The sequence below is a fragment of the Gordonia humi genome (assembly GCF_014197435.1).
In the GTDB taxonomy this organism is placed as follows: domain Bacteria; phylum Actinomycetota; class Actinomycetes; order Mycobacteriales; family Mycobacteriaceae; genus Gordonia; species Gordonia humi.
Genome location: NZ_JACIFP010000001.1, coordinates 4611234 through 4631902 on the forward strand (window position 1 = coordinate 4611234; position 20669 = coordinate 4631902).

At 66.3% G+C, this 20669-nt stretch carries 18 protein-coding genes; 8 read left to right on the forward strand and 10 right to left on the reverse strand.

Annotation, left to right across the window (positions count from 1 at the left end; all coding sequences use genetic code 11):
• Nucleotides 1-23 precede the first annotated feature (23 nt).
• The 7 genes from BKA16_RS21435 to BKA16_RS21465 all read right to left on the reverse strand — a co-directional run bounded on the left by BKA16_RS21435 (nucleotide 24) and on the right by BKA16_RS21465 (nucleotide 8661).
• Nucleotides 24-632 (reverse strand): nuclear transport factor 2 family protein, encoded by a 609-nt coding sequence (locus tag BKA16_RS21435; protein WP_183372574.1) that lies wholly within the window; start codon nucleotides 630-632, stop codon nucleotides 24-26.
• A 69-nt stretch (nucleotides 633-701) separates the two neighbouring features.
• Nucleotides 702-1925, reverse strand: coding sequence for an FAD-dependent oxidoreductase (locus tag BKA16_RS21440; protein WP_183372575.1), 1224 nt, complete (start codon nucleotides 1923-1925; stop codon nucleotides 702-704).
• Nucleotides 1922-2245 (reverse strand): 2Fe-2S iron-sulfur cluster-binding protein, encoded by a 324-nt coding sequence (locus BKA16_RS21445; RefSeq protein WP_183372576.1) that lies wholly within the window; start codon nucleotides 2243-2245, stop codon nucleotides 1922-1924. The genes BKA16_RS21440 and BKA16_RS21445 overlap by 4 nt, the downstream gene beginning before the upstream one ends.
• A 43-nt stretch (nucleotides 2246-2288) precedes the next feature.
• Complete coding sequence (locus BKA16_RS21450) at nucleotides 2289-3521, reverse strand: cytochrome P450 (RefSeq protein WP_183372577.1); 1233 nt, start codon at nucleotides 3519-3521, stop codon at nucleotides 2289-2291.
• 80 nt (nucleotides 3522-3601) lie between these two features.
• Nucleotides 3602-4933: an MFS transporter gene (locus tag BKA16_RS21455; protein WP_183372578.1), complete on the reverse strand. Its 1332-nt coding sequence runs from the start codon at nucleotides 4931-4933 to the stop codon at nucleotides 3602-3604.
• 318 nt (nucleotides 4934-5251) lie between these two features.
• A complete protein-coding gene (locus BKA16_RS21460) occupies nucleotides 5252-6370 on the reverse strand; it encodes a 2-oxo acid dehydrogenase subunit E2 (protein WP_183372579.1) in 1119 nt (372 codons plus the stop codon).
• 17 nt (nucleotides 6371-6387) lie between these two features.
• On the reverse strand, nucleotides 6388-8661 hold the full coding sequence (locus BKA16_RS21465) for a transketolase-like TK C-terminal-containing protein (RefSeq protein ID WP_183373232.1): 2274 nt from the start codon (nucleotides 8659-8661) through the stop codon (nucleotides 6388-6390).
• Nucleotides 8662-9148: 487 nt separating this feature from the next.
• Between BKA16_RS21465 and BKA16_RS21470 the strand changes: the two genes are divergently transcribed.
• From BKA16_RS21470 to hisC, 4 genes are all read left to right on the forward strand, one after another.
• Nucleotides 9149-9631 carry an Lrp/AsnC family transcriptional regulator gene (locus BKA16_RS21470; RefSeq protein ID WP_183372580.1) on the forward strand — a complete coding sequence of 161 codons (483 nt, stop codon included), beginning with the start codon at nucleotides 9149-9151 and terminating at the stop codon, nucleotides 9629-9631.
• A 221-nt stretch (nucleotides 9632-9852) separates the two neighbouring features.
• Nucleotides 9853-11874 carry an acetolactate synthase large subunit gene (locus BKA16_RS21475; protein ID WP_221247621.1) on the forward strand — a complete coding sequence of 674 codons (2022 nt, stop codon included), beginning with the start codon at nucleotides 9853-9855 and terminating at the stop codon, nucleotides 11872-11874.
• Nucleotides 11778-12863, forward strand: a complete 1086-nt coding sequence (locus BKA16_RS21480) for an S-(hydroxymethyl)mycothiol dehydrogenase (RefSeq protein WP_183372582.1) — start codon at nucleotides 11778-11780, stop codon at nucleotides 12861-12863. The genes BKA16_RS21475 and BKA16_RS21480 overlap by 97 nt, the downstream gene beginning before the upstream one ends.
• Before the next feature lie 31 nt (nucleotides 12864-12894).
• Nucleotides 12895-13980: a histidinol-phosphate transaminase gene (gene hisC, locus BKA16_RS21485; RefSeq protein WP_343067566.1), complete on the forward strand. Its 1086-nt coding sequence runs from the start codon at nucleotides 12895-12897 to the stop codon at nucleotides 13978-13980.
• 288 nt (nucleotides 13981-14268) lie between these two features.
• Here hisC and BKA16_RS21490 read toward each other — a convergent pair whose 3' ends face one another.
• Entirely contained in the window at nucleotides 14269-14730 is a 462-nt protein-coding gene (locus BKA16_RS21490) for an acetyl-coenzyme A synthetase N-terminal domain-containing protein (protein ID WP_183372584.1), read from the reverse strand.
• Between the two features lie 177 nt (nucleotides 14731-14907).
• Nucleotides 14908-15669 carry an IclR family transcriptional regulator domain-containing protein gene (locus BKA16_RS21495; RefSeq protein WP_183372585.1) on the reverse strand — a complete coding sequence of 254 codons (762 nt, stop codon included), beginning with the start codon at nucleotides 15667-15669 and terminating at the stop codon, nucleotides 14908-14910.
• 149 nt (nucleotides 15670-15818) lie between these two features.
• On the opposite strand from BKA16_RS21495, the gene BKA16_RS21500 reads away from it, so the two are divergent.
• The 4 genes from BKA16_RS21500 (at nucleotide 15819) to BKA16_RS21515 (ending at nucleotide 18901) form a co-directional block, all read left to right on the forward strand.
• Nucleotides 15819-16580 (forward strand): CoA transferase subunit A, encoded by a 762-nt coding sequence (locus BKA16_RS21500; RefSeq protein WP_183372586.1) that lies wholly within the window; start codon nucleotides 15819-15821, stop codon nucleotides 16578-16580.
• A 2-nt stretch (nucleotides 16581-16582) separates the two neighbouring features.
• A complete protein-coding gene (locus BKA16_RS21505) occupies nucleotides 16583-17227 on the forward strand; it encodes a 3-oxoacid CoA-transferase subunit B (protein WP_183372587.1) in 645 nt (214 codons plus the stop codon).
• 11 nt (nucleotides 17228-17238) lie between these two features.
• Nucleotides 17239-18438 (forward strand): acetyl-CoA C-acetyltransferase, encoded by a 1200-nt coding sequence (locus tag BKA16_RS21510; protein ID WP_183372588.1) that lies wholly within the window; start codon nucleotides 17239-17241, stop codon nucleotides 18436-18438.
• A gap of 82 nt (nucleotides 18439-18520) precedes the next feature.
• A complete protein-coding gene (locus BKA16_RS21515; protein WP_183372589.1) occupies nucleotides 18521-18901 on the forward strand; it encodes a carboxymuconolactone decarboxylase family protein in 381 nt (126 codons plus the stop codon).
• Between the two features lie 87 nt (nucleotides 18902-18988).
• Here the strand turns inward: BKA16_RS21515 and BKA16_RS21520 are convergent, their stop codons facing one another.
• Entirely contained in the window at nucleotides 18989-20659 is a 1671-nt protein-coding gene (locus BKA16_RS21520) for an AMP-binding protein (RefSeq protein ID WP_183372590.1), read from the reverse strand.
• Nucleotides 20660-20669 lie beyond the last annotated feature (10 nt).

A 20669-nucleotide genomic window follows, 5' to 3' on the forward strand; every position in this document is an offset into this window, starting at 1 on the left:
CGTGATCGATATCATTCAGTCGCTCATTCGTCGGCCCCGCCCTGTGCAGCCCACCCGTAACACGCCCGATACAGTTCCTCGACCTCCGCCGGGCGGTCTTCGCCGTAGAGATCATCGGAGACCTCATAACCCGACTGCGCGAGGTAGTAACCGAGGAAACGGTACGGCGCTCGAATCGTCTGAAGGGCCTCCCGATCGATCTCCGGCACGTCACCGGGCACCGTGGGAATCAAGCTGTCTCGCTCATAGACGGGGTCGAGAGAGATGATCTGCCACACACCCGAGGTCTGTTCGAGCCGATACAACAGCCGCGCATACGAGGTCAGATCCGCCTCGACTCCGCCGACGAGGTCCCGGAACTCGATACCGGTCGAGATCTCGACGACGGCACGACGTCCGTAGACCGAGACCACCGGTGGCGACATCCGATGCGTCGCCTTCTGTCCTCGCCGACTCATGTCCTGCGATGCCGCGATGAAGTCCGTACCGGATCCTCGGAACCAACTGAGCCGGATCTGCGCATCGGACCGGATGCACTCACGCATCTGGTCCCACCAGCCGCGATCACGTGCCTGGCGTTCCTTCAGAATCACCTGCGCAATCCGCGTGACGTCATCGCTGTTTCCGTTCATCGTTTCTCTCCTTCAGTCATTCCCCTGAGGCGCTCCGGCCCCAGGTGTTCGTTCATGCGGCCGTCGGGCTCAGACCGAGCGCGCCAGAGCGCGCAGGTCGGTGTCACCGGTCGCCTGATCGATGCTGACGGTCCCGCCGCCTGCGAGAATCCTGCGTACGGCCAGATGTGTGCTCGGGTCGTTGATCGACTCGACGGCAGCGAGTTCTCCATCGGCGAACCGGAACACCGAGTGCCGCTCCGACCCGCCGCGGACGACGGTGTGGTCGTCGTGACGGGTGTACCCGACGATCTGCAGCTTGGTGTCGTACTGATCCGTCCAGAAGTAGGGCACCGCCCGATACGGGCCGGCGTCGCTATCGCTGCAGATCCGGTCGGCGACGTAATGCGCCTGGTCGACGGCGTTCTGAACGGACTCGAGTCGAAGCTGCGCCCCGCGTCCATCGGGAAAGCTCGCACAGTCGCCCACGGCGAATACCGCGGGATCAGCGGTCCGCAGACGGTCGTCGACGACGACCCCGTCGCCCGTCGTGAGTCCCGCGTCGGCGGCCAGCGACGTGTTCGGCACGACCCCGACGCCCAGCACGACCGCGTCGGCGGGCAACCGCTCACCGCTCGACGTGACGACCTCGCTGACCTGCCCGTCCTCTCCCACCAGTTCGACCACCGACGTGGTGCAGGAGATGCGGACTCCGTACGAGGCGTGGGTGTCCGCGAGTAGCCGAGCGGTGGTCCCCGACAGCGCTCGGGTCATGAGTGCGGGCATCGCCTCGAGCACGGTCACGGACGCCCCTCGTTTCCGGGCGGCCGCAGCCACTTCCAGGCCGATGAACCCACCGCCGACCACCACGACTCGGCGGCCCTCGTGGAGGTGCTCACGCAGACGATCGGCATCGTCACAGGTGCGGAGCTCGACGACTCCCCTCAGATCACGCCCGGGCAGGTCGATCTGTCGAGGCGACGCCCCCGGAGCGAGGACCAGGCAATCGTAGCCGACCGCCGTACCGTCGTCGAGTGCAATGCGTCGGCCCTCCCGGTCGATCGCTTCGACGGAGACGCCGACACGTGTCGTCACCGCGTGATCGACGTAGTACTCCGGGGAACGCAGACCGAGTCGTTCGCGCGGTGTCGCCCCGGCGAGGTACGCCTTCGACAGCGGGGGACGGTGATAGGGCAGATGCGGCTCTGCTCCTATCAGGGTCACCGAACCCTCGAATCCGTTGTCCCGCAATCGCCCTGCGACGTGATGGCCTGCTGTCCCGGCGCCGACGATGACGACGGCCTGCCCGGTCACAGCTGACTCCGTGGAGTCTCGACGATCAGTCCGTCGAGCTCGTCGGACATCGTTATCTGGCACGACAGCCTGCTGTTCGGCTGTGCGGGCTCGGCCGTCGACTCGAGCATCTCCTCCTCGATCTCGTTCCGCTCGCCGGTCCGACCGATCCAGTCGTCGTGAACGTAGACGTGGCACGTCGCGCACATCATCGACCCACCGCATTCAGCCACGATCCCGCTGACGCCGCCGAGCATCGCGGCCTGCATCACGCTTTCGCCTGATACCGCGTCGACGATGAGGTCGCCGTTGTTCCTGTCCGTGAACGTTATCTTCGGCATTGTTGTCCTAACTTCGTTCTCTATTCGAATGCGTGCCGAGCGATCATGGTCGAGCGGCTCCCACCGGCGCGCGATCGACGTCGTCGGTGTGCACGCGGACTGGCAGACTCGCCAACGCACGCAGGGTGTTGTTGAGTGCCGGCGTCGACGGCCCGGCCGGCTCCCAGCTGCCGACACGGTGCACCAGCGCCGTCAGAAGAGCCTCGGCCTCGGCCCTGGCGACCATCTGTCCGGCGCACCCGTGGATACCCGCACCGAAACCGGTGTGACCCGCCGTGCGTCGGGTGATGTCGAAGCGGTCCGGGTCGTCCCACCGGGCGGGGTCGCGGTTCGCCCCCGCGAAGAAGACCATGACTTTCGCATCGGCCGGCACCGTGACCGATCCGATGCGCGCCTCGGTCGTCGTCGTGCGGAAGAAGCCGATCACCGGCGAGTCGATGCGAACGACTTCGTCGAAGGCCGACCGCACCAGGGTCGGATCCGCGCGGAGCATCGCCCATTGGTCCGGGTGCTCGATGAACCTGCGAATCGCGAAGCCGAGTGCACTGACCGTCGTATCGACCCCCGCGGTGAGGAACGATCGGACGAGCATTCCGGCCTGCTCGTCACTGACCGTTCCGGTGTCCGCCGCCTCGTAGATCTGGGCGCCGAACCCGCCGGGAGTCAGCGCTCCGCGTGCACAGGTGGCCTCGACCCAGGGCCGGATCCGCGCGGCGCGGTCCATCGCCTCATCGAAGCGAGCATTCCGTGGGCCGAGCGAATCGAACGTGACGCCGCCGTAGGTCAGTAGGTTCTCGCGATTCTCCGCGGGCAGCCCGAGGGAATCCGGGAAGACCTTGAGGACGTACGCCTGGGCGAGGTCGGCGACCACGTCGAACGTCTCCCGCTGTACCAGACTGTCGACGAGTGCTTCGGCCTCCGCCGCGAATCTGTCGCGCAAGTCGCGCAGCGCTCGCGGGGACAGGATCCGAGTGAACACTCCTCTGGTCGTGCTGTGCAGCGGTGGATCCGCCTCGAGGATGATGCTCGGTGCCCGCCACGGCGTCTCCTTCAGGAGATTCGAGTAGCCGACTCCCGCCGCGTTCGAGAAGGTCTCGTGATCGCGCAGGACTGCGTCGACGAGGTCGTGCCGCGCGACGCCCCACACGCCGTATTCTCTGAAATAGAACGCGTCGCCCGATCCGCGTAACTCAGCGAGCCGCGGAAAGGGATTCTCGAGGAAATCGTCGCTGAACGGATCGATGTCCGTCACCGGACAGTCGAGTGGCTCTGACATGTGTTTCGTTTCCTTTCGCTTCGTTGATAGGTGTGCGCCGGGACCTCTCGATCCGCGTACGCACCTGCCTGCTCGACCGGTCAGGCCTGCGCCGCGCGCCGAGCTCCGCTCCGGGCCCGATCGGTCGTCGGCAGCGAGATCACTGCGACGAGCACCGCCCCGATCAGCAGTGGGATCGCGAACAGCAGGAACAGGGATGACGGCGACCAGTCACGGTCGAGCAGGATGCCGGCGAGTGTCGGCGACAGAATCGCGCCGAGGCGTCCCACCGCGGACACCCAGCCGACTCCGGTCGCTCGGACGGCGGTCGGATAGCAGTCCGGCGCCAACGCGTACAGCCCGGTAGCGCTCGCGTTGACGAAGACTCCGACCGCGATCGCCGCAATGAGCGCGGTCGCAAGACTGCCCAACGCGGTGCTCATCGCAACGAAGGCGATACTCGCGCCGATCAGCGCCGCGACGGCCAGCTTTCGGCTCGAGACGACGACTGCGAGAAGGCTGAACACCAGTGTGGCGGCCACGCCTCCGAGGTTGAGCAGCATGCCTCCGCTCACGCCCTGTCCGGCCGACAGCCCGCTCTCCTGCAACAGCTTCGGGGTCCAGCTGGTGGCGAAGTAGAACGCGGCCATCATGATGAAGAACGCGAGTCCGAGCAGGACCGTTCGGACTCCGTTCCGGCCGCTCAGGAACGACTGGGACGAGGTCTCCTCGGTGACGATCTCCGGCTCCGGCAGTGCCGACAGCGGCTCGAGCCCCATCTTCGGAAGAGTGGCATTCAGCTCGTCCAATGCACCTGCCGGCCGGCGTGCGACGAGGTAGTCGATCGATTCGGGCATCTTCGCCCACACGACCACGGCAAGGACCAGCGTCAGCATGGCTCCGATCACGAAGCTGGCCCGCCAGCTGAATGTGTCCATCACGGACGAGACGACCACGCCGCCGATGACTCCGCCGAGCGGGAGCCCGCACGTGTAGATCGCGATCATCGTGCCGCGCCGACGACGGGGAGAGAACTCCGCGGTGATGACCGGCAGGCTGGCTACGAGACCACCGATACCGAGGCCAGTGACCACGCGGCACGCTCCCAGTTGCACCGCATTGGTCGTCGCTGCGGCCGCGCCCATGGCGACGACGACCGCGATCAGGCAGTACAAGGTCAAGCGGCGGCGCCCGATGCGATCGGCGAGCGGTGCGATGAGCGCCGACCCGACCGCCATTCCAACGAGAGCACTACTGAGAAGAACCCCCGTCTGCGCACCGCTCAGGCCCCACTCCGTCTCGAGTTCCGGTGCTGCGAACGCCATCAGGAGAAGGTCGTATCCCTCGGACAAGACTATCGCGAGACATATTCCGACGACCATCATCTGATATCTACTCATCGGCGCATTGTCGATGGATTCACGAATGTTCATCAGACTCCTTTTCGCCCACATTGAGGACGTGTGTGGAAAGTGCGCGTACGCACGAGATGATTACCCCTTCGAAACAACCGACACCTATCCGAAGGTGAGCGAAGGAACATCTCGTCGGAGTGTGTAACCTGAATCACCTTCGCTATTCAATAGGCTAGAGTTTCCGAGGACGCATTCCCATCCGAATAGCGTCGGCACCTATCCACTTGGCGAATCACCAGTGATTCTCCATGCACGACGAGGCCCGAAGGGATCCGATAGAGCCGGTTCCCTTCGGGCCTCGTCTTCTTCAGTTATCAATCCGTCTCGATCTGCGACTCAGATCAATCGCGCCGAACCCTGTTCAGATTCGAGCGTTGTTCGCACGGCGGTCAGATAGCGCGCAGCATCCGCACCGTCCACGATCCGGTGGTCGTACGACAACGACAGATACGCCATCGATCGGGCTTCGATCCGAAGGCCGTCGGCGTCCCGGATCGGGACGAGCCGCTCGACCACGGAGCCGATGCCGAGAATCGCCGACTGCGGCTGGTTGATGATCGGTGTGTCGAACAGTGCACCGCGACTTCCGGTGTTCGTGATCGTGAACGTTCCGCCACTCAGTTCGTCCGGGGCTATCGTCCCGGCCCGAACTCGATCAGCGCATCCTCCGATGGCCTTGGCGAGTTCCGTGAGACTCATCCGGTCGGCATCGAAGATGACCGGCACCATCAGCCCCTTCTCGCTGTCCACCGCCATCCCGAGATGCACGTAGTCGTGATAAGTGACCTCGGTGCACTCCGGGTCGAGCGATGAGTTGATCACCGCGTGATCCCGCAGCGCGTCGACCGCTGCGGCGACGAAGAACGGCAGGAACGACAACTTTGTCCCGGTCCGCTCCAGGAATTCGTCCTTGGTTCGGGCGCGCAACCTCACGATCTCCGTGACGTCGACCTCCACGACACTCGTCAACTGCGCCGACGTCTGCAGAGACGCGAGCATCCGCTGCGCGATCGTGCGCCGGATGCGCGGCAGCTTCTCAGTCCGGACCCTGTCGTCCGACGGGGTCGACAACGACGGCGGCGTCACCTGCGCGACAGTGCTCGGCACTGCTGGTGCCGGCTCCGGTGTCGACTCCGGTGTCGACTCCAGTTCGGGTGCGGACACCGCGTCAGGCGCCGACGTGGACGAACGGGTATCGCCGCCCGTCGCACCGATGGTCGCGACCGCGCCGCCCACCTCCACCTGTTCGTCCTCGCCGATCAGGATCTCGAGGAGGACGCCGGTCGCGGGTGACGGCACCTCAGTGTCGACCTTGTCGGTGGCCACCTCTAGAAGGGGCTCGCCCTTCTCGACGTGCTCCCCCGCGACCTTCAGCCATGTCGTGATCGTCGCCTCCGTCACGCTCTCGCCGAGCGAGGGCAGGACGATCGTGGTCGTTGTCGATGTGTTGCTCATTCCAATGCCCTTCTCGGTCAGTCGACCAGATCGAGTGCGGCTCGAACGATGCTGTCCGCATCGATGCCGTGGTATCGGTAGACGTCGTCGAGCGATCCGACCTGTCCGAACGAACTCACTCCCAGCGCAGTTCCGGCGACGCGGTTGACCCCGGTCAGGAACGCGAGAGTATGCGGGTGCCCGTCGAGGACGGTGACCATCGGCGCCGCGCGATCTGCGGGGAACACCTGGTCGAGCACCCAGGAAGGGCCGCCGCCGACTCCGCGGCGCGCCTGGATCGCCTCGAACAGCAGGCCCGGGCTCGTCACACACACCACCTCCACGGCGATGCCCTGCGCAGCCAGCCGCTCCGCCGCAGCGATCGTCTCGGGGACGATCGCGCCCATCCCGACGACCGTCACATCCGGTGTGTCGGCACGCCGGAGCGTGTATGCGCCGGCGACGACCTGTCGGCGGCGCCGCTCACGTGCGGCGGAGTCCTCCGGGACCTGTGCCAGAGTCTGATCGACCGGACGGGTAGACAGTCGCAGGTACGACGAGGAACCGTCGGGACGGCCGAGTCGCGAGATGCTGTCGAACAGCGTCCAGTTCACATCGATGGCGAAGGCCGGCTCGTAACTCACGCAGCCGGGCTGTTCGAGGCCGATCGACGGGGTCTTGATCGACTGGTGCGCACCGCCCTCTGCTGCGAGACTCACACCGGACGGCGTACCGACGAGAATCGACTGACCACCCGCATAGATCCCGTACGACCACGGCTCCAACGCGCGCTCGACGAACGGGTCGTACATCACGCCGATCGGGAAGATCGGCTCGCCCCACCTGCTCCAGGTCGCCCCGAGCTCCCCCATCAGACCGACCAGGTTCGTCTCGGCGATTCCGAGCTCCATATGCTGTCCCGTCGGCCTCTCCCGCCAGTGCAGAATCGTCTCCGGATCGTCGGCGAACCAGTTCTGCCGCTCGGTGGGCGACCACACGCCGACCTTGTTCAACCAGCCCGCGAGATTAGTCGTCGACGAGACGTCCGGACTCACCGTCACGATGCGTTTGGCCGCATCCGGCGCCTGCCTGCTCAGATCCAGCAGGGCTCGCCCCAACGCAGCCTGCGTGGTCGACGTCCCCGTCGGGGTGCGACCGGTGTCGGTCGGCACCGCCGGCGGTGCCGTGAGTTCCACGGGAGGCCGCTTGAGCCGCTGCGCCGTCGCAGTGCAGACCCGCCCTTCGGGCGACCGCGCGTCGAACCGACCCCATGGAGCAGCAGGATCCATACCGAGCTCCGCCGCCAGCTGCACATACTCCTCATCGGTGAGCAGCGACGAGTGGTTCTGCGGGTGTCCCTGCGTAGGCAGGCCGTTGCCCTTGATCGTGTAGGCGATGATCGCAGTCGGACGGGTGTCGTCGATCTTCGCGTACGCCGCACGCAATGCCGGAAGATCGTGCCCACCCAGGTTGCGGATGGCAGCCAAGAGGGTCTGGTCGTCGAGCGCTGCGATGAGCTCCGCGATCGCCATTGCACCCTCACCCTGTCCCGGCAGCCTGGACCGGACCTCGTCGGCCTCGCAGCGCAGGAGTCGTTGGTACTCGGGGTTCGGCATGTCGACGATCCGCGTCCTCAACGCATCACCGCCCGGACGAGCGAACAGCGATTCCAGCAGCTCTCCGAACTGGACCGTGATCACCTGCCACCCGGCCGCAGAGAACATCGCCTCGATCCGGCCCGCCGCGATGTTCGGCACCACACGGTCGAGCGACTGACGGTTGAGGTCCACGATCCAGACGATCTCACCGAGATCGGCCACGGAGGTGTCGAGGACCGCCTCCCACACCGCGCCTTCATCCAGTTCGGCGTCTCCGACGAGTGAGTACTGCCGACCGGCCCCGGTCCCGCAGATCGTCGTGTCCACGTAACGTCGGGCGAAGGCGCCCCAGATCGGGGCGGTCGCGCCGATACCGACCGAGCCGGTGGAGTAGTCGACGGGGTCGGGGTCCTTCGACCGGCTGGGGTACGACTGCAGGCCGCCGAACTCGCGGAGGGTGGTCAGGTACTTCTCGTCGAGTTCGCCGATCAGGTAGTTGATGCCGTGCAGAACGGGGGACGCGTGGGGCTTCACCGACACACGATCACCCGACTGGAGCTGGCCGAACCACAGCGACGTCATGATCGACACCATCGAGGCACACGACGCCTGATGGCCGCCGACCTTCAAGCCGGTAGGGTTGGGCCGCACTCTGTTGGCATGATGAATCATGGCGGTCGAGAGCCAGAGGATGCGCTTCTCGATCGTCGACATCACGTCGACGATCGCGGCCGAATCACTCGATGAGGATTCAGTGGGAATACCGATGCTCGTCACGTCTTCACTTCCTATCCAGGTGCGCTCGTCTGAGAGGAAATCGACGGAGAGTTCATTCACGTACGAGGACGGACGAGGCGGTACCGGCGATCCGATTGATTCCAGACGATCACAGATGATCGAACGACTACTCAAAGGCTATGGAGTGGATCTGCCGACTGCATAGCCGTATTGCGCAACTACCCATCCGGGAGGCGAACAGCTCTGCACGATCTGCTCGCCGAATAATCGATGCACGTAGGATAGTGACCATCTGCGGGTGTTCCAGGCGTGCAATTCACCGGGAATTCACTGCACCAGCAGGTCTTCTACGGACGTATGAATCGCACTGTGTCCCTTCGGGCACAGCCGTCCACGCCTCTATGTCGGCGGATTCTGCATTCGTACGGATCCTGTTCAGTACGCACGATCGGAGTGGATCTTCATGCCTACCGCACGCACCATCGACGCCATCGACGCCAAAATCCTCGTGGCGTTGACCGAGGATCCCCGTGCCACGGTCCTCGCGCTGGCATCGAAGTCGAACCTCTCCCGAAACACCGTCCAGACCCGTCTCGCCAAGATGGACGCGAACGGTGTGCTGCGGAACTTCGATCGATCCGTCGATCCTGCCGCAGCCGGGTATCCGCTGACCGCATTCGTCTTCACCCGGGTCGCCCAACAGAGTCTCGCGCAGATCGCGAGCGCACTCGAAGCCATCCCCGAGGTGATCGAGGTCCACGGGCTCAGCGGACAGACCGACTTGTTGATCCACGTCGTCGCCCAAGGCGCAGACGATCTGTATCGCACCGCGGGTCGGATTCTCGGTATCGACGGCGTCGAACAGACCAACACCGCGCTCGCGATGCGGAAGCTCGTCGATTACCGAGTCACTCCGCTGCTCGCTCCTCTCGCGGCGCAGCGCTGAGTTCACCTTCGGTGCGCAGTCTGCACGCGTCAAACGTCTCCGAGCCGAGAGCGACGAGCAGACTGATCATCTTCCGGCGACCGGGTTGTCGGAGGCGCCGAGTACATGGTGAACTCGACGCCTCCGGCAGCGAACATCTGTCGTTCACGCCTTTCCTCCGAGCCCGAGGATGTCCCGGCGGCCCATTCGAAGGATCCACCCCCTCCTTCGTTACGCCGCGCCTGTGCCGACCGAAGGACGTACCTGTGAGTACCCCTGCCCCCACCCGACTCCGCCCCCGAAATGCGCTCTCCACCAGTACCTCCGAATCGGTTTCCGCCCCCCTAACGGGCGCCCGTGCGGTGGTGAGGACGTTGGAGAACCTCGGCATCGACTGCGTCTTCGGGATCCCCGGCGGCGCCATCCTCCCCGTCTATGACTCGCTTGCCGAATCACGACGTGTCCGACACGTTCTGACCCGTCATGAACAGGCTGCCGGCCATGCTGCGACCGGATACGCACAGGCGACCGGCCGGGTCGGCGTGTGTATCGCCACCTCCGGGCCGGGCGCGACCAACCTGGTCACCGCGATCGCCGACGCCCAGGCCGACTCTGTGCCCCTCGTGGCCATCACCGGACAGGTCGCCCGTGGACTGATCGGGACGGATGCGTTCCAGGAAGCCGACATCATCGGGATCACCGCGCCGATCACAAAGTACAATGTCATGGTCACCGACGCCGCCGACATACCCCGGGTCCTCGCTGAGGCCTTCCACATCGCTTCGACCGGGCGTCCCGGCGCAGTCCTGGTCGACATCCCGAAAGACGTGCAGCAGGCCACTGCCGCATACTCCTGGCCGGTGCGGGTCGACCTCCCTGGTTATCGTCCGAACCTCATGCCGAACGCCAATCGGATCCGAGATGCCGTGGAGGCCATCCGGACCTCGACCTCTCCGGTGCTCTACGTCGGCGGCGGTGCGGTCAAGGCCGAGGCCGAGGCCGATCTCCTGGAGCTGGCGGAGGCGACCGGCATCCCCGTGGTGACGACGCTGATGGCGCGCGGCGTGTTCCCCGACAGCCATCCCCTCCACTACGGAATGCCCGGCATGCACGGGGCCGTCGCCGCCGTCGCTGCACTGCAACGCAGTGACCTGTTGATCGCACTCGGAACCCGCTTCGATGACCGGGTCACCGGTCACTCGGAGTCGTTCGCCCCGCATGCTCGGGTGATCCACGCCGACATCGATCCCGCCGAGATCGGCAAGAACCGACCGGTCGACGTCCCGATCGTCGGAGACTGCCGGGAAGTCGTTCGCGCCATCGTCTCGGCGTTCCGAAGCAACCGCTCGGCGTCGTCAATGCGCCACGATCTTCGCGAATGGCGCGCCGTACTGGACGGCATCGAGCAGACGTACCCGGTCAGCTACGATCGGCCCGTCGACCAGTCGCTGTCCCCGCAAGCGGTGATCGAGACTCTCGGAGCGACGGTCGGCCCCGACGCGATCTACGCCTCCGGCGTCGGTCAGCATCAGATGTGGGCCGCACAGTTCATCGGATTCGAACGACCGCGCACCTGGCTCAACTCCGGCGGCCTGGGGACGATGGGATACGCGGTGCCGGCGGCCCTCGGCGCCAAACTCGGCGCTCCGGAGCGCGAGGTCTGGGCGATCGACGGCGACGGCTGCTTCCAGATGACGAATCAGGAGCTGGCGACCGCCGCCATCGAAGGCGTCCCGATCAAAGTCGCACTGATCAACAACGGGAACCTAGGAATGGTCAAGCAGCTTCAGGACGTCCACTTCGATGGCCGCCATTCGAGCATCGATCTCGCGACGCACTCGCATCAGATCCCGGACTTCGTCAAACTCGCCGAGTCGTTGGGTTGTGTCGCGTTCCGCTGCGATCGCGAAGACCAGGTCGACGATGTCATCGCGCGTGCGCGCCGGATCGCCGACCGGCCGGTCGTCATCGATTTCATCGTCAACGACGATGTCCTCGTCTGGCCGATGATCGCAGCCGGGGCGAGCAACGACGAGATCATGGCCGCCGACGGAATCCGTCCGCTCTTCGACGACGAGACCGAGTACTCGTCGCACACCGGTAGTCGTGCCCCGGTTCCGGGGCACCCTGCATCACCCCCAACCCGATCCAACCTTGAGGAGTACCCATGCCCCAGCACGTCCGCGGAGTCATCGCTCGATCATCCGGCGCGCCCGTCGAACTCACCGATATCGTCATCCCTGACCCAGGACCGGGCGAGGTGATCGTCGCGATCTCGGCGTGCGGTGTGTGCCATACCGATCTGACCTATCGCGACGGTGGGATCAACGACGAGTACCCGTTCCTGCTCGGTCACGAAGCCGCCGGTGTCGTCGACGCCGTAGGCCCCGGCGTCGACTCGGTCGCCATCGGCGACTTCGTCGTCCTCAACTGGCGAGCGGTCTGCGGAGACTGTCGTGCCTGCCGCCGCGGACGCCCGGAATACTGTTTCAACACCCACAACGCCACCCAGAAGATGACGCTGACCGACGGAACCGAACTCACCGCAGCACTGGGCATCGGCGCCTTCGCCGAGAAGACTCTCGTCCACGCCGGTCAATGCACCAAGGTGAACCCCGCCGCCGATCCCGCCGTCGCCGGTCTCATCGGATGCGGTGTGATGGCGGGGCTCGGCGCTGCCGTCAACACCGGTGGCGTCGCCCGCGGCGATTCGGTGGCCGTGATTGGGTGCGGCGGTGTCGGCGCTGCGGCGGTCGTCGGAGCGAGACTGGCCGGCGCCACCACGATCATCGCTGTCGACCGGGACCCGCGACGACAATCCATGGCCACCGAGCTCGGTGCCACGCACACCGTCGATGCCTCCGCTGTCGACACCGTCGCATCGATTCGGAGCCTGACCGGCGGGTTCGGGGCGGACGTCGTGATCGATGCCGTGGGCCGACCTGAGACCTGGGAGCAGGCGTTCTACGCTCGAGACCTCGCGGGAACAGTCGTCCTCGTCGGTGTGCCGACACCTGATGTGCGGGTCGACATGGCCCTGGTCGACTTCTTCTCGCGCGGCGGCGCACTGAAGTCGTCGTGGTATGGCGACTGCCTACCGGATCGTGACTTCCCCATGCTCATCGACCTCCATCTGCAGGGCCGGATCCCGCTGGAGCACTTCGTCTCCGAACGCATCGGCCTCGACGGGATAGAGGATGCATTCGACGCCATGCATGAGGGCCGAGGACTCAGGTCTGTCGTTACTCTGTAACCGCCGCACGACTCAGTCGAGGGAGGCCCCCGTGCCGAACGCACGACCGATCCTGAGAGCTACGCTGGACGCGGTCCCCGCCTATGTGCCGGGCAGCACAGCACCGGCGGGCTGGAAACTCTCGTCGAACGAGCTCGCCCACCCACCGCTGGACGGAGTGCTCGACGCCGTCTCCACGGCCGCGACGCAGATGAACCGGTACCCGGATCTGGCTGCAGTCGAGGTGCGCAGCAGTCTCGCCGATCGGCTCGACGTTCCCGTCAGACACATCGCGGTCGGTGCCGGGTCCAGCGAACTGCTGCAGCAGGTGATGCGGATCGCCGTCGACCCGGGAGATGAGGTCGTCTACGCCTGGCGGTCGTTCGAGTCGTACCCGATCGTCACGGGGCTCGCCGGGGCACGCGCTGTAGAGGTGCCGTTGAACGAGGACGAGTCGCACGATCTCCCGGCGATGGCGGACGCAGTGTCCGACCGTACACGGGCGGTGGTCGTGTGCACGCCCAACAATCCGACCGGCCGTGCACTGCGGAGTTCCGAGCTCAGCGACTTCCTGGCTCGCATCCCGTCGACCGTGCTCATCGTCCTCGACGAGGCCTACACTGAGTTCGCGACCGGACCCGATCGTGTCGACGGCGCACGCATATACCGGGACCACCCGAATCTGGTTGTGCTGCGAACCTTCTCCAAGGCCTACGGTCTCGCCGGCCTGCGTATCGGCTACGCGATCGCCCACGAATCCGTCGCGGAGGCTCTTCGCAAGGCAGCAGTCCCGTTCGGCGTCTCGTCCGTCGCACAGGCTGCAGCCGTCGCATCCCTCGAAAGACACGATCGACTGATCCGACGAGTGGCCGCGGTCGTCGCCGAGCGCACTCGGGTCCGCGACACGCTGCGCTCACAGGGCTGGACCGTCCCTGACAGCGCGGCGAACTTCGTCTGGCTCCGGCTGACGGACCGCACGTCAGACTTCACGGAACACTGCCGGCGAGTCGGAATCACCGTACGGCCGTACGAACCGGACGGAGTCCGGATCACGATCGGCGAGCCCGCCGCCAACGACGCTCTTCTACGGGCGGCAGGCACATACTCTTACCGCAATCGCGGTGGGCGCCGACAATGACGCCCACCTGGATGCTGCTCGACGAACATACGCAACCACCCGGCGGATCATCCTCCCCCTCAACCATTCGCCCCTCCGCGCTCATGGGTCGGCTGGAGTACGGGTTAAAGGCACCGAAGGTCGGATCCCTTTCGACTACGCTGCACCCGGTGACAGCGCCTTCGGACATGTACTGGTCACCGGCGACAATGGCATCCCGGATTGTCCGATCAGAGGCTTCCACGATCAGCACCGCCGCTGAGGTTCAGTACCCGCCAACGGTCCCGACGTCCTGAGCACACCGGCCTCCTACCGCTCGACCAGCCACCGAGCATGCGGTTCCAGATCTGCCGACCGGCTGGCCGCGTCTGCGTGTTCGTATGTGAAACGAAAGATCGTAATAGGGTGCCCTCCGTGTCTGCTTGCCGATCTTCGACGACCGCGCCAGTCGATGGTCCTGACTCGCTGCCCGTCCTCGACGACGCCGACGATCGCGACACCGTCCCGGTCGGCGTGTGCCAGGACCGCGTCGACGTAGTTGAGTCGCACCGTGGGGAACCAGGACGCGCCCGGCATCGACGCGTCGGCGAGCACCGGTCCGTCGCCGAGCGGTTCCGCCGCGATCGCATCGAAGTCGACGAAGTCCCACACCGCGCGCCAGAAGCCGGACAGGTCGGTGACCGAGTACTCCCACAGGTCGGCGTAATCGGTGAGGTCACGGCCGACCCGCTCGCCCAGATCCTTGGCGAAGACGTCGATCCGTGAAGTCATGGCAGTTCCTCTCGCGTGACGGGCGGCCCGATTCGACTGTAGATCGTCGTCGGTCACGCCGGGCTCAGCAGGAAGATCGGGGGATCGTCGATCGCGTATTGCGCCTCGGAGCGGAGAGAGTCGGTCTTTTGGCTTCACCGAGCGGCACTATGAGATCGAGGTCGCCAGGCGCAACCCCTACCGCACCCGCCTCGTCAGATCGTGCGCCGCGCGCAACAAAGCTTCACCCAGCTGTGGGCGTCGCGTCGCCGAGAATCGGGTCTGTACCCCGTTCAGGCTCAACGCCCATTCCGGTCGGCCCGCACGGTCGAATACGGCCGCGCCGATCCCCCAACTGCCTTCGACGAGCAGCGCCGGATTCACCGAGTAGCCGAACACTCTCGTCTCGGCGATACGCCGTTTGATACCCGCCGTCGAATGATCGTGCCCCCATTCGCCTTCCAAGTCGGCACGCTCGAGATAGCGGTCGATGTCGGTGTCGGGCAGATGCGCGAGAAGGACCACACCGGCCGACGCGATGCCGAGCGGCAACCGTTTGCCGGGATGCAGCACGTGGGAGCGCAGCGGGAACGTGCCCTCCTCCGCGGCGAGAACGACGGTCTCGTCGCCGCGTCGCGCGGACAGGAATGCGCTCTCTCCCGTCGAGCGGGCGAGGTCGCGCAGGATGTCACCCGCCGTGGTCGCGATGTCGTACCGCTGGGCGGCGATCGACCCGAGGATGTACAGCTCGGGTCCGAGCACCCAGAGTCCGTCGGGCGTGCGGTCGACGAGCCCCTCCTCCGAGAGCGACGTCAACAGTCGGTGGGCCGTCGCCCGCGGCAGATCGACGGCCCTGGCGAGCGCGGTGGTCGTCGCCCCGGCATCGGCGCTGTCGCTCAGTGCGCGCAGCAGTGCGGCGGTCCGGGAGATGACGGCGTTCCCCGCCTTCGGTGCGTCCACTGAGTGGACGCTACCTCATCCTATCTTCTATCGAGTGACCAATCCGAGGAAACTTTCGGCGGCGGCATTGCATGTCAGGGGCCATGAGTGATGACGTTCACTCAGCGACCGGCATCTTCTGGTCAACGAGCACGAGAGGAACCAGGCACATGGCAGACAAGTCAGTGGCAGATGCGGCGACAGCCGTGGCGGGCATCGGCGACGGCGCGTCGATCGCCGTCGGAGGATTCGGGCTGTGCGGCATCCCCGACCGGCTGATCGCCGCCCTCGGCGAGCAGGGCGCCGGCGGTCTGGAGTTGTTCTCCAACAACTGCGGCGTCGACGGCCAGGGCCTCGGCGTCCTGCTGGAGCTCGGTCGGGTGCGCCGCGTCGTCGCGTCGTACGTCGGCGAGAACAAGGAGTTCGCGCGCCAGTACCTGTCCGGCGAGCTCGAGGTGGAACTGACGCCGCAGGGCACACTCGCCGAGCGGCTGCGCGCGGGCGGCGCGGGCGTCCCCGCGTTCTACACCCCGGCGGGCGTCGGCACACCGATCAGCGACGGCGGTCTCCCCTGGCGCTACGACGCCGACGGGAACGTTCAGGTGGCTTCGCCCGCGAAGGAGGTCCGTGAGTTCAACGGCCGCCGCTACGTGATGGAGGAGGGCATCGTCGCCGACTTCGCGCTGGTGCACGCGACTGTCGGCGACCGTCTCGGCAATCTCGTCTTCGACAAGACCGCGATGAACTTCAACCCGCTGGCCGCGATGGCCGGGCGCGTGACGATCGCCCAGGTCGAGCGGCTCGTCGAACCGGGCGAGCTCGACCCGGAGCAGATCCACCTCCCCGGCGTGTTCGTCCAGCACGTCGTCGAGACCGGCCCCCAGGACACTCGGATCGAGAAGCGCACCGTGCGTGCGCAGGCAGGAGCGTGATCATGACCGCAGCCACCACCATCGGCTGGACCCGCGATCAGATGGCCGAGCGCGCCGCACAGGAGCTGAGCGCCGACCAGTACGTGAACCTCGGCATCGGCCTGCCGACGCTGATCCCCGGTTACCTCGACCCGTCGCTCGGCGTCGTCCTCCACTCGGAGAACGGCATCCTCGGCACCGGCCCCTACCCGACCGACGACGAGCTCGATCCGAATCTGATCAACGCGGGCAAGGAGACGGTCACCGTGGAACCCGGTGCGGCGTTCTTCGATTCGGCGCTCTCGTTCGGCATGATCCGCGGCGGCCACCTCGACCTCGCCGTCCTCGGCGGCATGCAGGTCGCCCCCAACGGCGACCTCGCCAACTGGATGGTGCCCGGCAAGATGGTCAAGGGCATGGGCGGCGCGATGGATCTGGTCCACGGCGCGGCCAGGGTGATCGTCCTGATGGAGCACACCGCCCGCGACGGCTCGCCGAAGATCCTCCCCGAGTGCACGCTTCCGCTCACCGGCGCGGGCGTCGTCGACCGTGTCATCACCGACCTCGGCGTGATCGACCTGACCGACGGCGTCGCGACCCTCGTGGAGACCGCGCCCGGCGTGACCCGCGACGACATCGCGTCCAAGACCGGCGTCGAACTCGCCTGAAAGGAATCTCAATGACCTCCACCCGCAACGACGCCGACACGTCGGTCATCGTCGCAGCCGCCCGCACTCCGGTCGGCAGACTGATGGGCGCGCTGAGCGGCCTGCCCGCCACCGAACTCGGCGCGGCCGCCGTGCGCGGCGCCCTCGAGCGCGGCGGCGTCGACCCGGCCGACGTCGACTACGTCATCATGGGCCAGGTGCTGACAGCGGGCGCCGGACAGATGCCCGCCCGACAGACTTCGGTGGCCGCGGGCATCGGTTGGAACGTGCCGGCACTGTCGATCAACAAGATGTGCCTGTCGGGCATCGACGCGATCGCACTCGCCGACCAGCTGATCCGCGCCGGTGAGTTCGACGTCGTCGCCGCCGGCGGCCAGGAGTCGATGTCGCAGGCGCCGCACCTGCTCATGGGCAGCCGGTCGGGCACCAAGTACGGCAACGCCGAACTGGTCGACCACACCGCCTACGACGGTCTGCACGACGTGTTCACCGATCAGCCGATGGGCGCGCTGACCGAGGACCACAACTCGTTCTCCCGTGAGGAACAGGACGCATCCGCCGCGGCGAGCCACCAGCGGGCCGCCGACGCGCAGGCGCAGGGTCGGTTCGCCGAGGAGATCGTGCCGATCACGATCCCTCAGCGGCGCGGCGACGACATCGTCGTCAGCGCGGACGAGGGTGTGCGCGGCTCCACCACGCCGGAGTCGCTCGCCGCGCTGCGCCCGGCCTTCGCCGAGAACGGCACCATCACCGCGGGCAACGCGTCGCAGATCTCCGACGGTGCGGCCGCGGTGGTCGTCATGCGCAAGAGCAAGGCGATCGAACTCGGACTGGAGTGGCTCGCCGAGATCGGTGCGCACGGCAACGTCGCTGGGCCGGACTCGTCGCTGCAGCGACAGCCGTCGACGGCGATCCTCGCCGCGGTCGCCGCACAGGGCATCGACGTCGCCGACATCGACCTGTTCGAGATCAACGAGGCCTTCGCCGCGGTCAGCCTGACCGCGATGAAAGAACTCGGCGTGAGCGATGAGATCGTCAACGTCGACGGCGGCGCCATCGCGATCGGCCACCCGATCGGCGCCTCCGGTGCGCGGATCGTCGTGCACCTGATCCACGAACTGCGCCGTCGCGGCGGCGGTATCGGTGCGGCCGCACTGTGCGGTGCGGGCGGTCAAGGCGACGCGCTGATCCTCACGGTTCCCGCGAAGTAGCCCGCCCCACGACGTCCCGCATCGCCGACTCACTCGGCGGTGCGGGACACTTGTCTCCACTGACGAGAAAGAAGGTCCGCTCATGACTGCTTCCGACGACGCCTTCCACACCGGACTCACCGTCCGACGCGAGGTGATGGGCGACGAGTTCGTCGACCGCGCCTTGGCCCGGACCGACGGCACCGAATCGGCGGAGCTGCAACGTTTCGTCACCGAACACGTCTGGGACGCCGCCTGGAACCGCCCCGGCCTGGCCCGCCGCGACCGCAGCCTCCTCAACATCGGCATGCTCATCGCGCTGCGCGCCCACGAAGAACTCACCGGCCACATCCGCGGCGCCCTCACCAACGGCCTCACCCGCGAGGAGATCACCGAAGCCGTCATCCAGACCGCAGGCTACTGCGGCGCACCCGCCGCCCTGTCGGCGATGAAGGTGGTACAGGCCGTGTTCGACGCGGAGTAGCCCCTTCTCCGCCAGTTAGAACCGAATAGAGGTTCTGACTCGCGGACGAGGGGTTCCGACCGACTCGACCAACGGGAGGGTATGCCCCTACCCCAGGCCCAGCATCTCGATGGACTTCTCGCGCATCTCGACCTTGCGGACCTTGCCGGTCACCGTCATCGGGAACTCGTCGACGACGTTCACGTACTTCGGGATCTTGTGCCGCGAGATGTGACCGGTCGCGAACTCGCGGATCGCGTCGACGTCCAGTCCCTCGGCGCCTTCGCGCACGCGGATCCACGCCATGAGCTCCTCACCGTACTTCGCGTCCGGAACGCCGATCACCTGCGCGTCGACGATGTCCGGATGCGTGTAGAGGAACTCTTCGATCTCCCGCGGATAGATGTTCTCGCCACCCCGGATCACCATGTCCTTGATGCGACCGGTGATGCGGGCGTACCCGTCGTCGCCCATCACACCGAGGTCCCCGGTGTGCATCCAGCCGTCGGCGTCGATCGCCTCGGCGGTCTTCTCCGGCTCGTTCCAGTATCCGGACATCACCGAGTAGCCGCGCGTGCACAGCTCGCCGGTCTCCCCGCGCGGGAGCACGTCGCCGGTCACCGGATCGACGATCTTGATCTCCAGATGCGGTCCGACGCGCCCGACGGTGCCCACCCGCAGATCCAACGGATCGTCGGTGCGCGTCTGCGTCGACACCGGGCTCGTCTCGGTCATGCCGTAACAGATCGACACCTGCGACATGTTCATCTCGTCGATCACCCGTCGCATCACCGCCTCCGGGCACGGCGACCCCGCCATGATGCCCGTCCGCAACGTCGACAGATCGAACTTCCGACTGCCCCCACTGGTCCCGCTCCCGGCGACCGTGTCGAGCAGCGCCAGCTCCGCGATGAACATCGTCGGCACGCCGTACAGACTGGTGCACCGATACTTCTCGACCGCCGACAGCGTCGCCGCCGGATCGAATCCGGGAGCCGGTATCACCATCGCCGATCCGTGCGAGACGGCCGCGAGGTTGCCCATCACCATCCCGAAGCAGTGGTAGAACGGCACCGGCAGGCAGATCCGATCGGCCTCGGTGTACGCCACCAGCTCGCCGACCATGTACCCGTTGTTGCCGATGTTGGTGTGTGTCAGGGTGACGCCCTTCGGCGACCCGGTGGTCCCCGACGTGTACTGGATGTTGATCGGATCCGACGCCGACAACCCGGCCGCGATCTCGTCGACGCGAGCGGACTCGTCGGCGGTCGGCTCGGTCAACAGCCCGGCGAACTCATCCGACTCGAACAACACCACCCGGCGCAGTTCCGGCGCCTGGTCGCGCACATCGGCGAGCATCTGGGCGTACTCGGAGTCTTTGAACCGCTCGGCGGCCAACGCCACCGACGTCCCCGACTGCTTCAACGCGTACGCCAATTCGTGCCGACGGTACGACGGATTCAGCACGACGAGGATCGCACCGATCTCAGCCGCCGCGAACTGCGTCAGCACCCACTCGAAACGATTCGGCGCCCACAGCGACACCCGATCGCCGGGCTGTACGCCCAGACGCAGCAGACCAGCGGCCAACGCACGCACATCGCGCCGGAACTGCGCGTACGTCCACTGCCGGTCGACGGCGGCGTCGATCAACGCCAGCGAGTCCGGATACCGCTCGGCGGTCCGGGCGAGCACCGCACCGATGGTGTCGGTGAGCAGCGCGGGCTCCGCTTCTCCACGGCTGTACGAGTCGGTGTCGGCGTACGTCTGGTCGGACATCATTCCTCCG

What these genes read in the sequence shown, in the direction of transcription:
- BKA16_RS21435 (WP_183372574.1), bottom strand. Translation starts at nt 632, where the DNA reads ATGAACGGAAACAGCGATGACGTCACGCGGATTGCGCAGGTGATTCTG.
- BKA16_RS21445 (WP_183372576.1), bottom strand. Translation starts at nt 2,245, where the DNA reads ATGCCGAAGATAACGTTCACGGACAGGAACAACGGCGACCTCATCGTC.
- BKA16_RS21450 (WP_183372577.1), bottom strand. Translation starts at nt 3,521, where the DNA reads ATGTCAGAGCCACTCGACTGTCCGGTGACGGACATCGATCCGTTCAGC.
- BKA16_RS21455 (WP_183372578.1), bottom strand. Translation starts at nt 4,933, where the DNA reads ATGAACATTCGTGAATCCATCGACAATGCGCCGATGAGTAGATATCAG.
- BKA16_RS21460 (WP_183372579.1), bottom strand. Translation starts at nt 6,370, where the DNA reads ATGAGCAACACATCGACAACGACCACGATCGTCCTGCCCTCGCTCGGC.
- BKA16_RS21465 (WP_183373232.1), bottom strand. Translation starts at nt 8,661, where the DNA reads ATGTCGACGATCGAGAAGCGCATCCTCTGGCTCTCGACCGCCATGATT.
- BKA16_RS21470 (WP_183372580.1), top strand. Translation starts at nt 9,149, where the DNA reads ATGCCTACCGCACGCACCATCGACGCCATCGACGCCAAAATCCTCGTG.
- BKA16_RS21480 (WP_183372582.1), top strand. Translation starts at nt 11,778, where the DNA reads ATGCCCCAGCACGTCCGCGGAGTCATCGCTCGATCATCCGGCGCGCCC.
- BKA16_RS21490 (WP_183372584.1), bottom strand. Translation starts at nt 14,730, where the DNA reads ATGACTTCACGGATCGACGTCTTCGCCAAGGATCTGGGCGAGCGGGTC.
- BKA16_RS21500 (WP_183372586.1), top strand. Translation starts at nt 15,819, where the DNA reads ATGGCAGACAAGTCAGTGGCAGATGCGGCGACAGCCGTGGCGGGCATC.
- BKA16_RS21505 (WP_183372587.1), top strand. Translation starts at nt 16,583, where the DNA reads ATGACCGCAGCCACCACCATCGGCTGGACCCGCGATCAGATGGCCGAG.
- BKA16_RS21510 (WP_183372588.1), top strand. Translation starts at nt 17,239, where the DNA reads ATGACCTCCACCCGCAACGACGCCGACACGTCGGTCATCGTCGCAGCC.
- BKA16_RS21515 (WP_183372589.1), top strand. Translation starts at nt 18,521, where the DNA reads ATGACTGCTTCCGACGACGCCTTCCACACCGGACTCACCGTCCGACGC.
- BKA16_RS21520 (WP_183372590.1), bottom strand. Translation starts at nt 20,659, where the DNA reads ATGTCCGACCAGACGTACGCCGACACCGACTCGTACAGCCGTGGAGAA.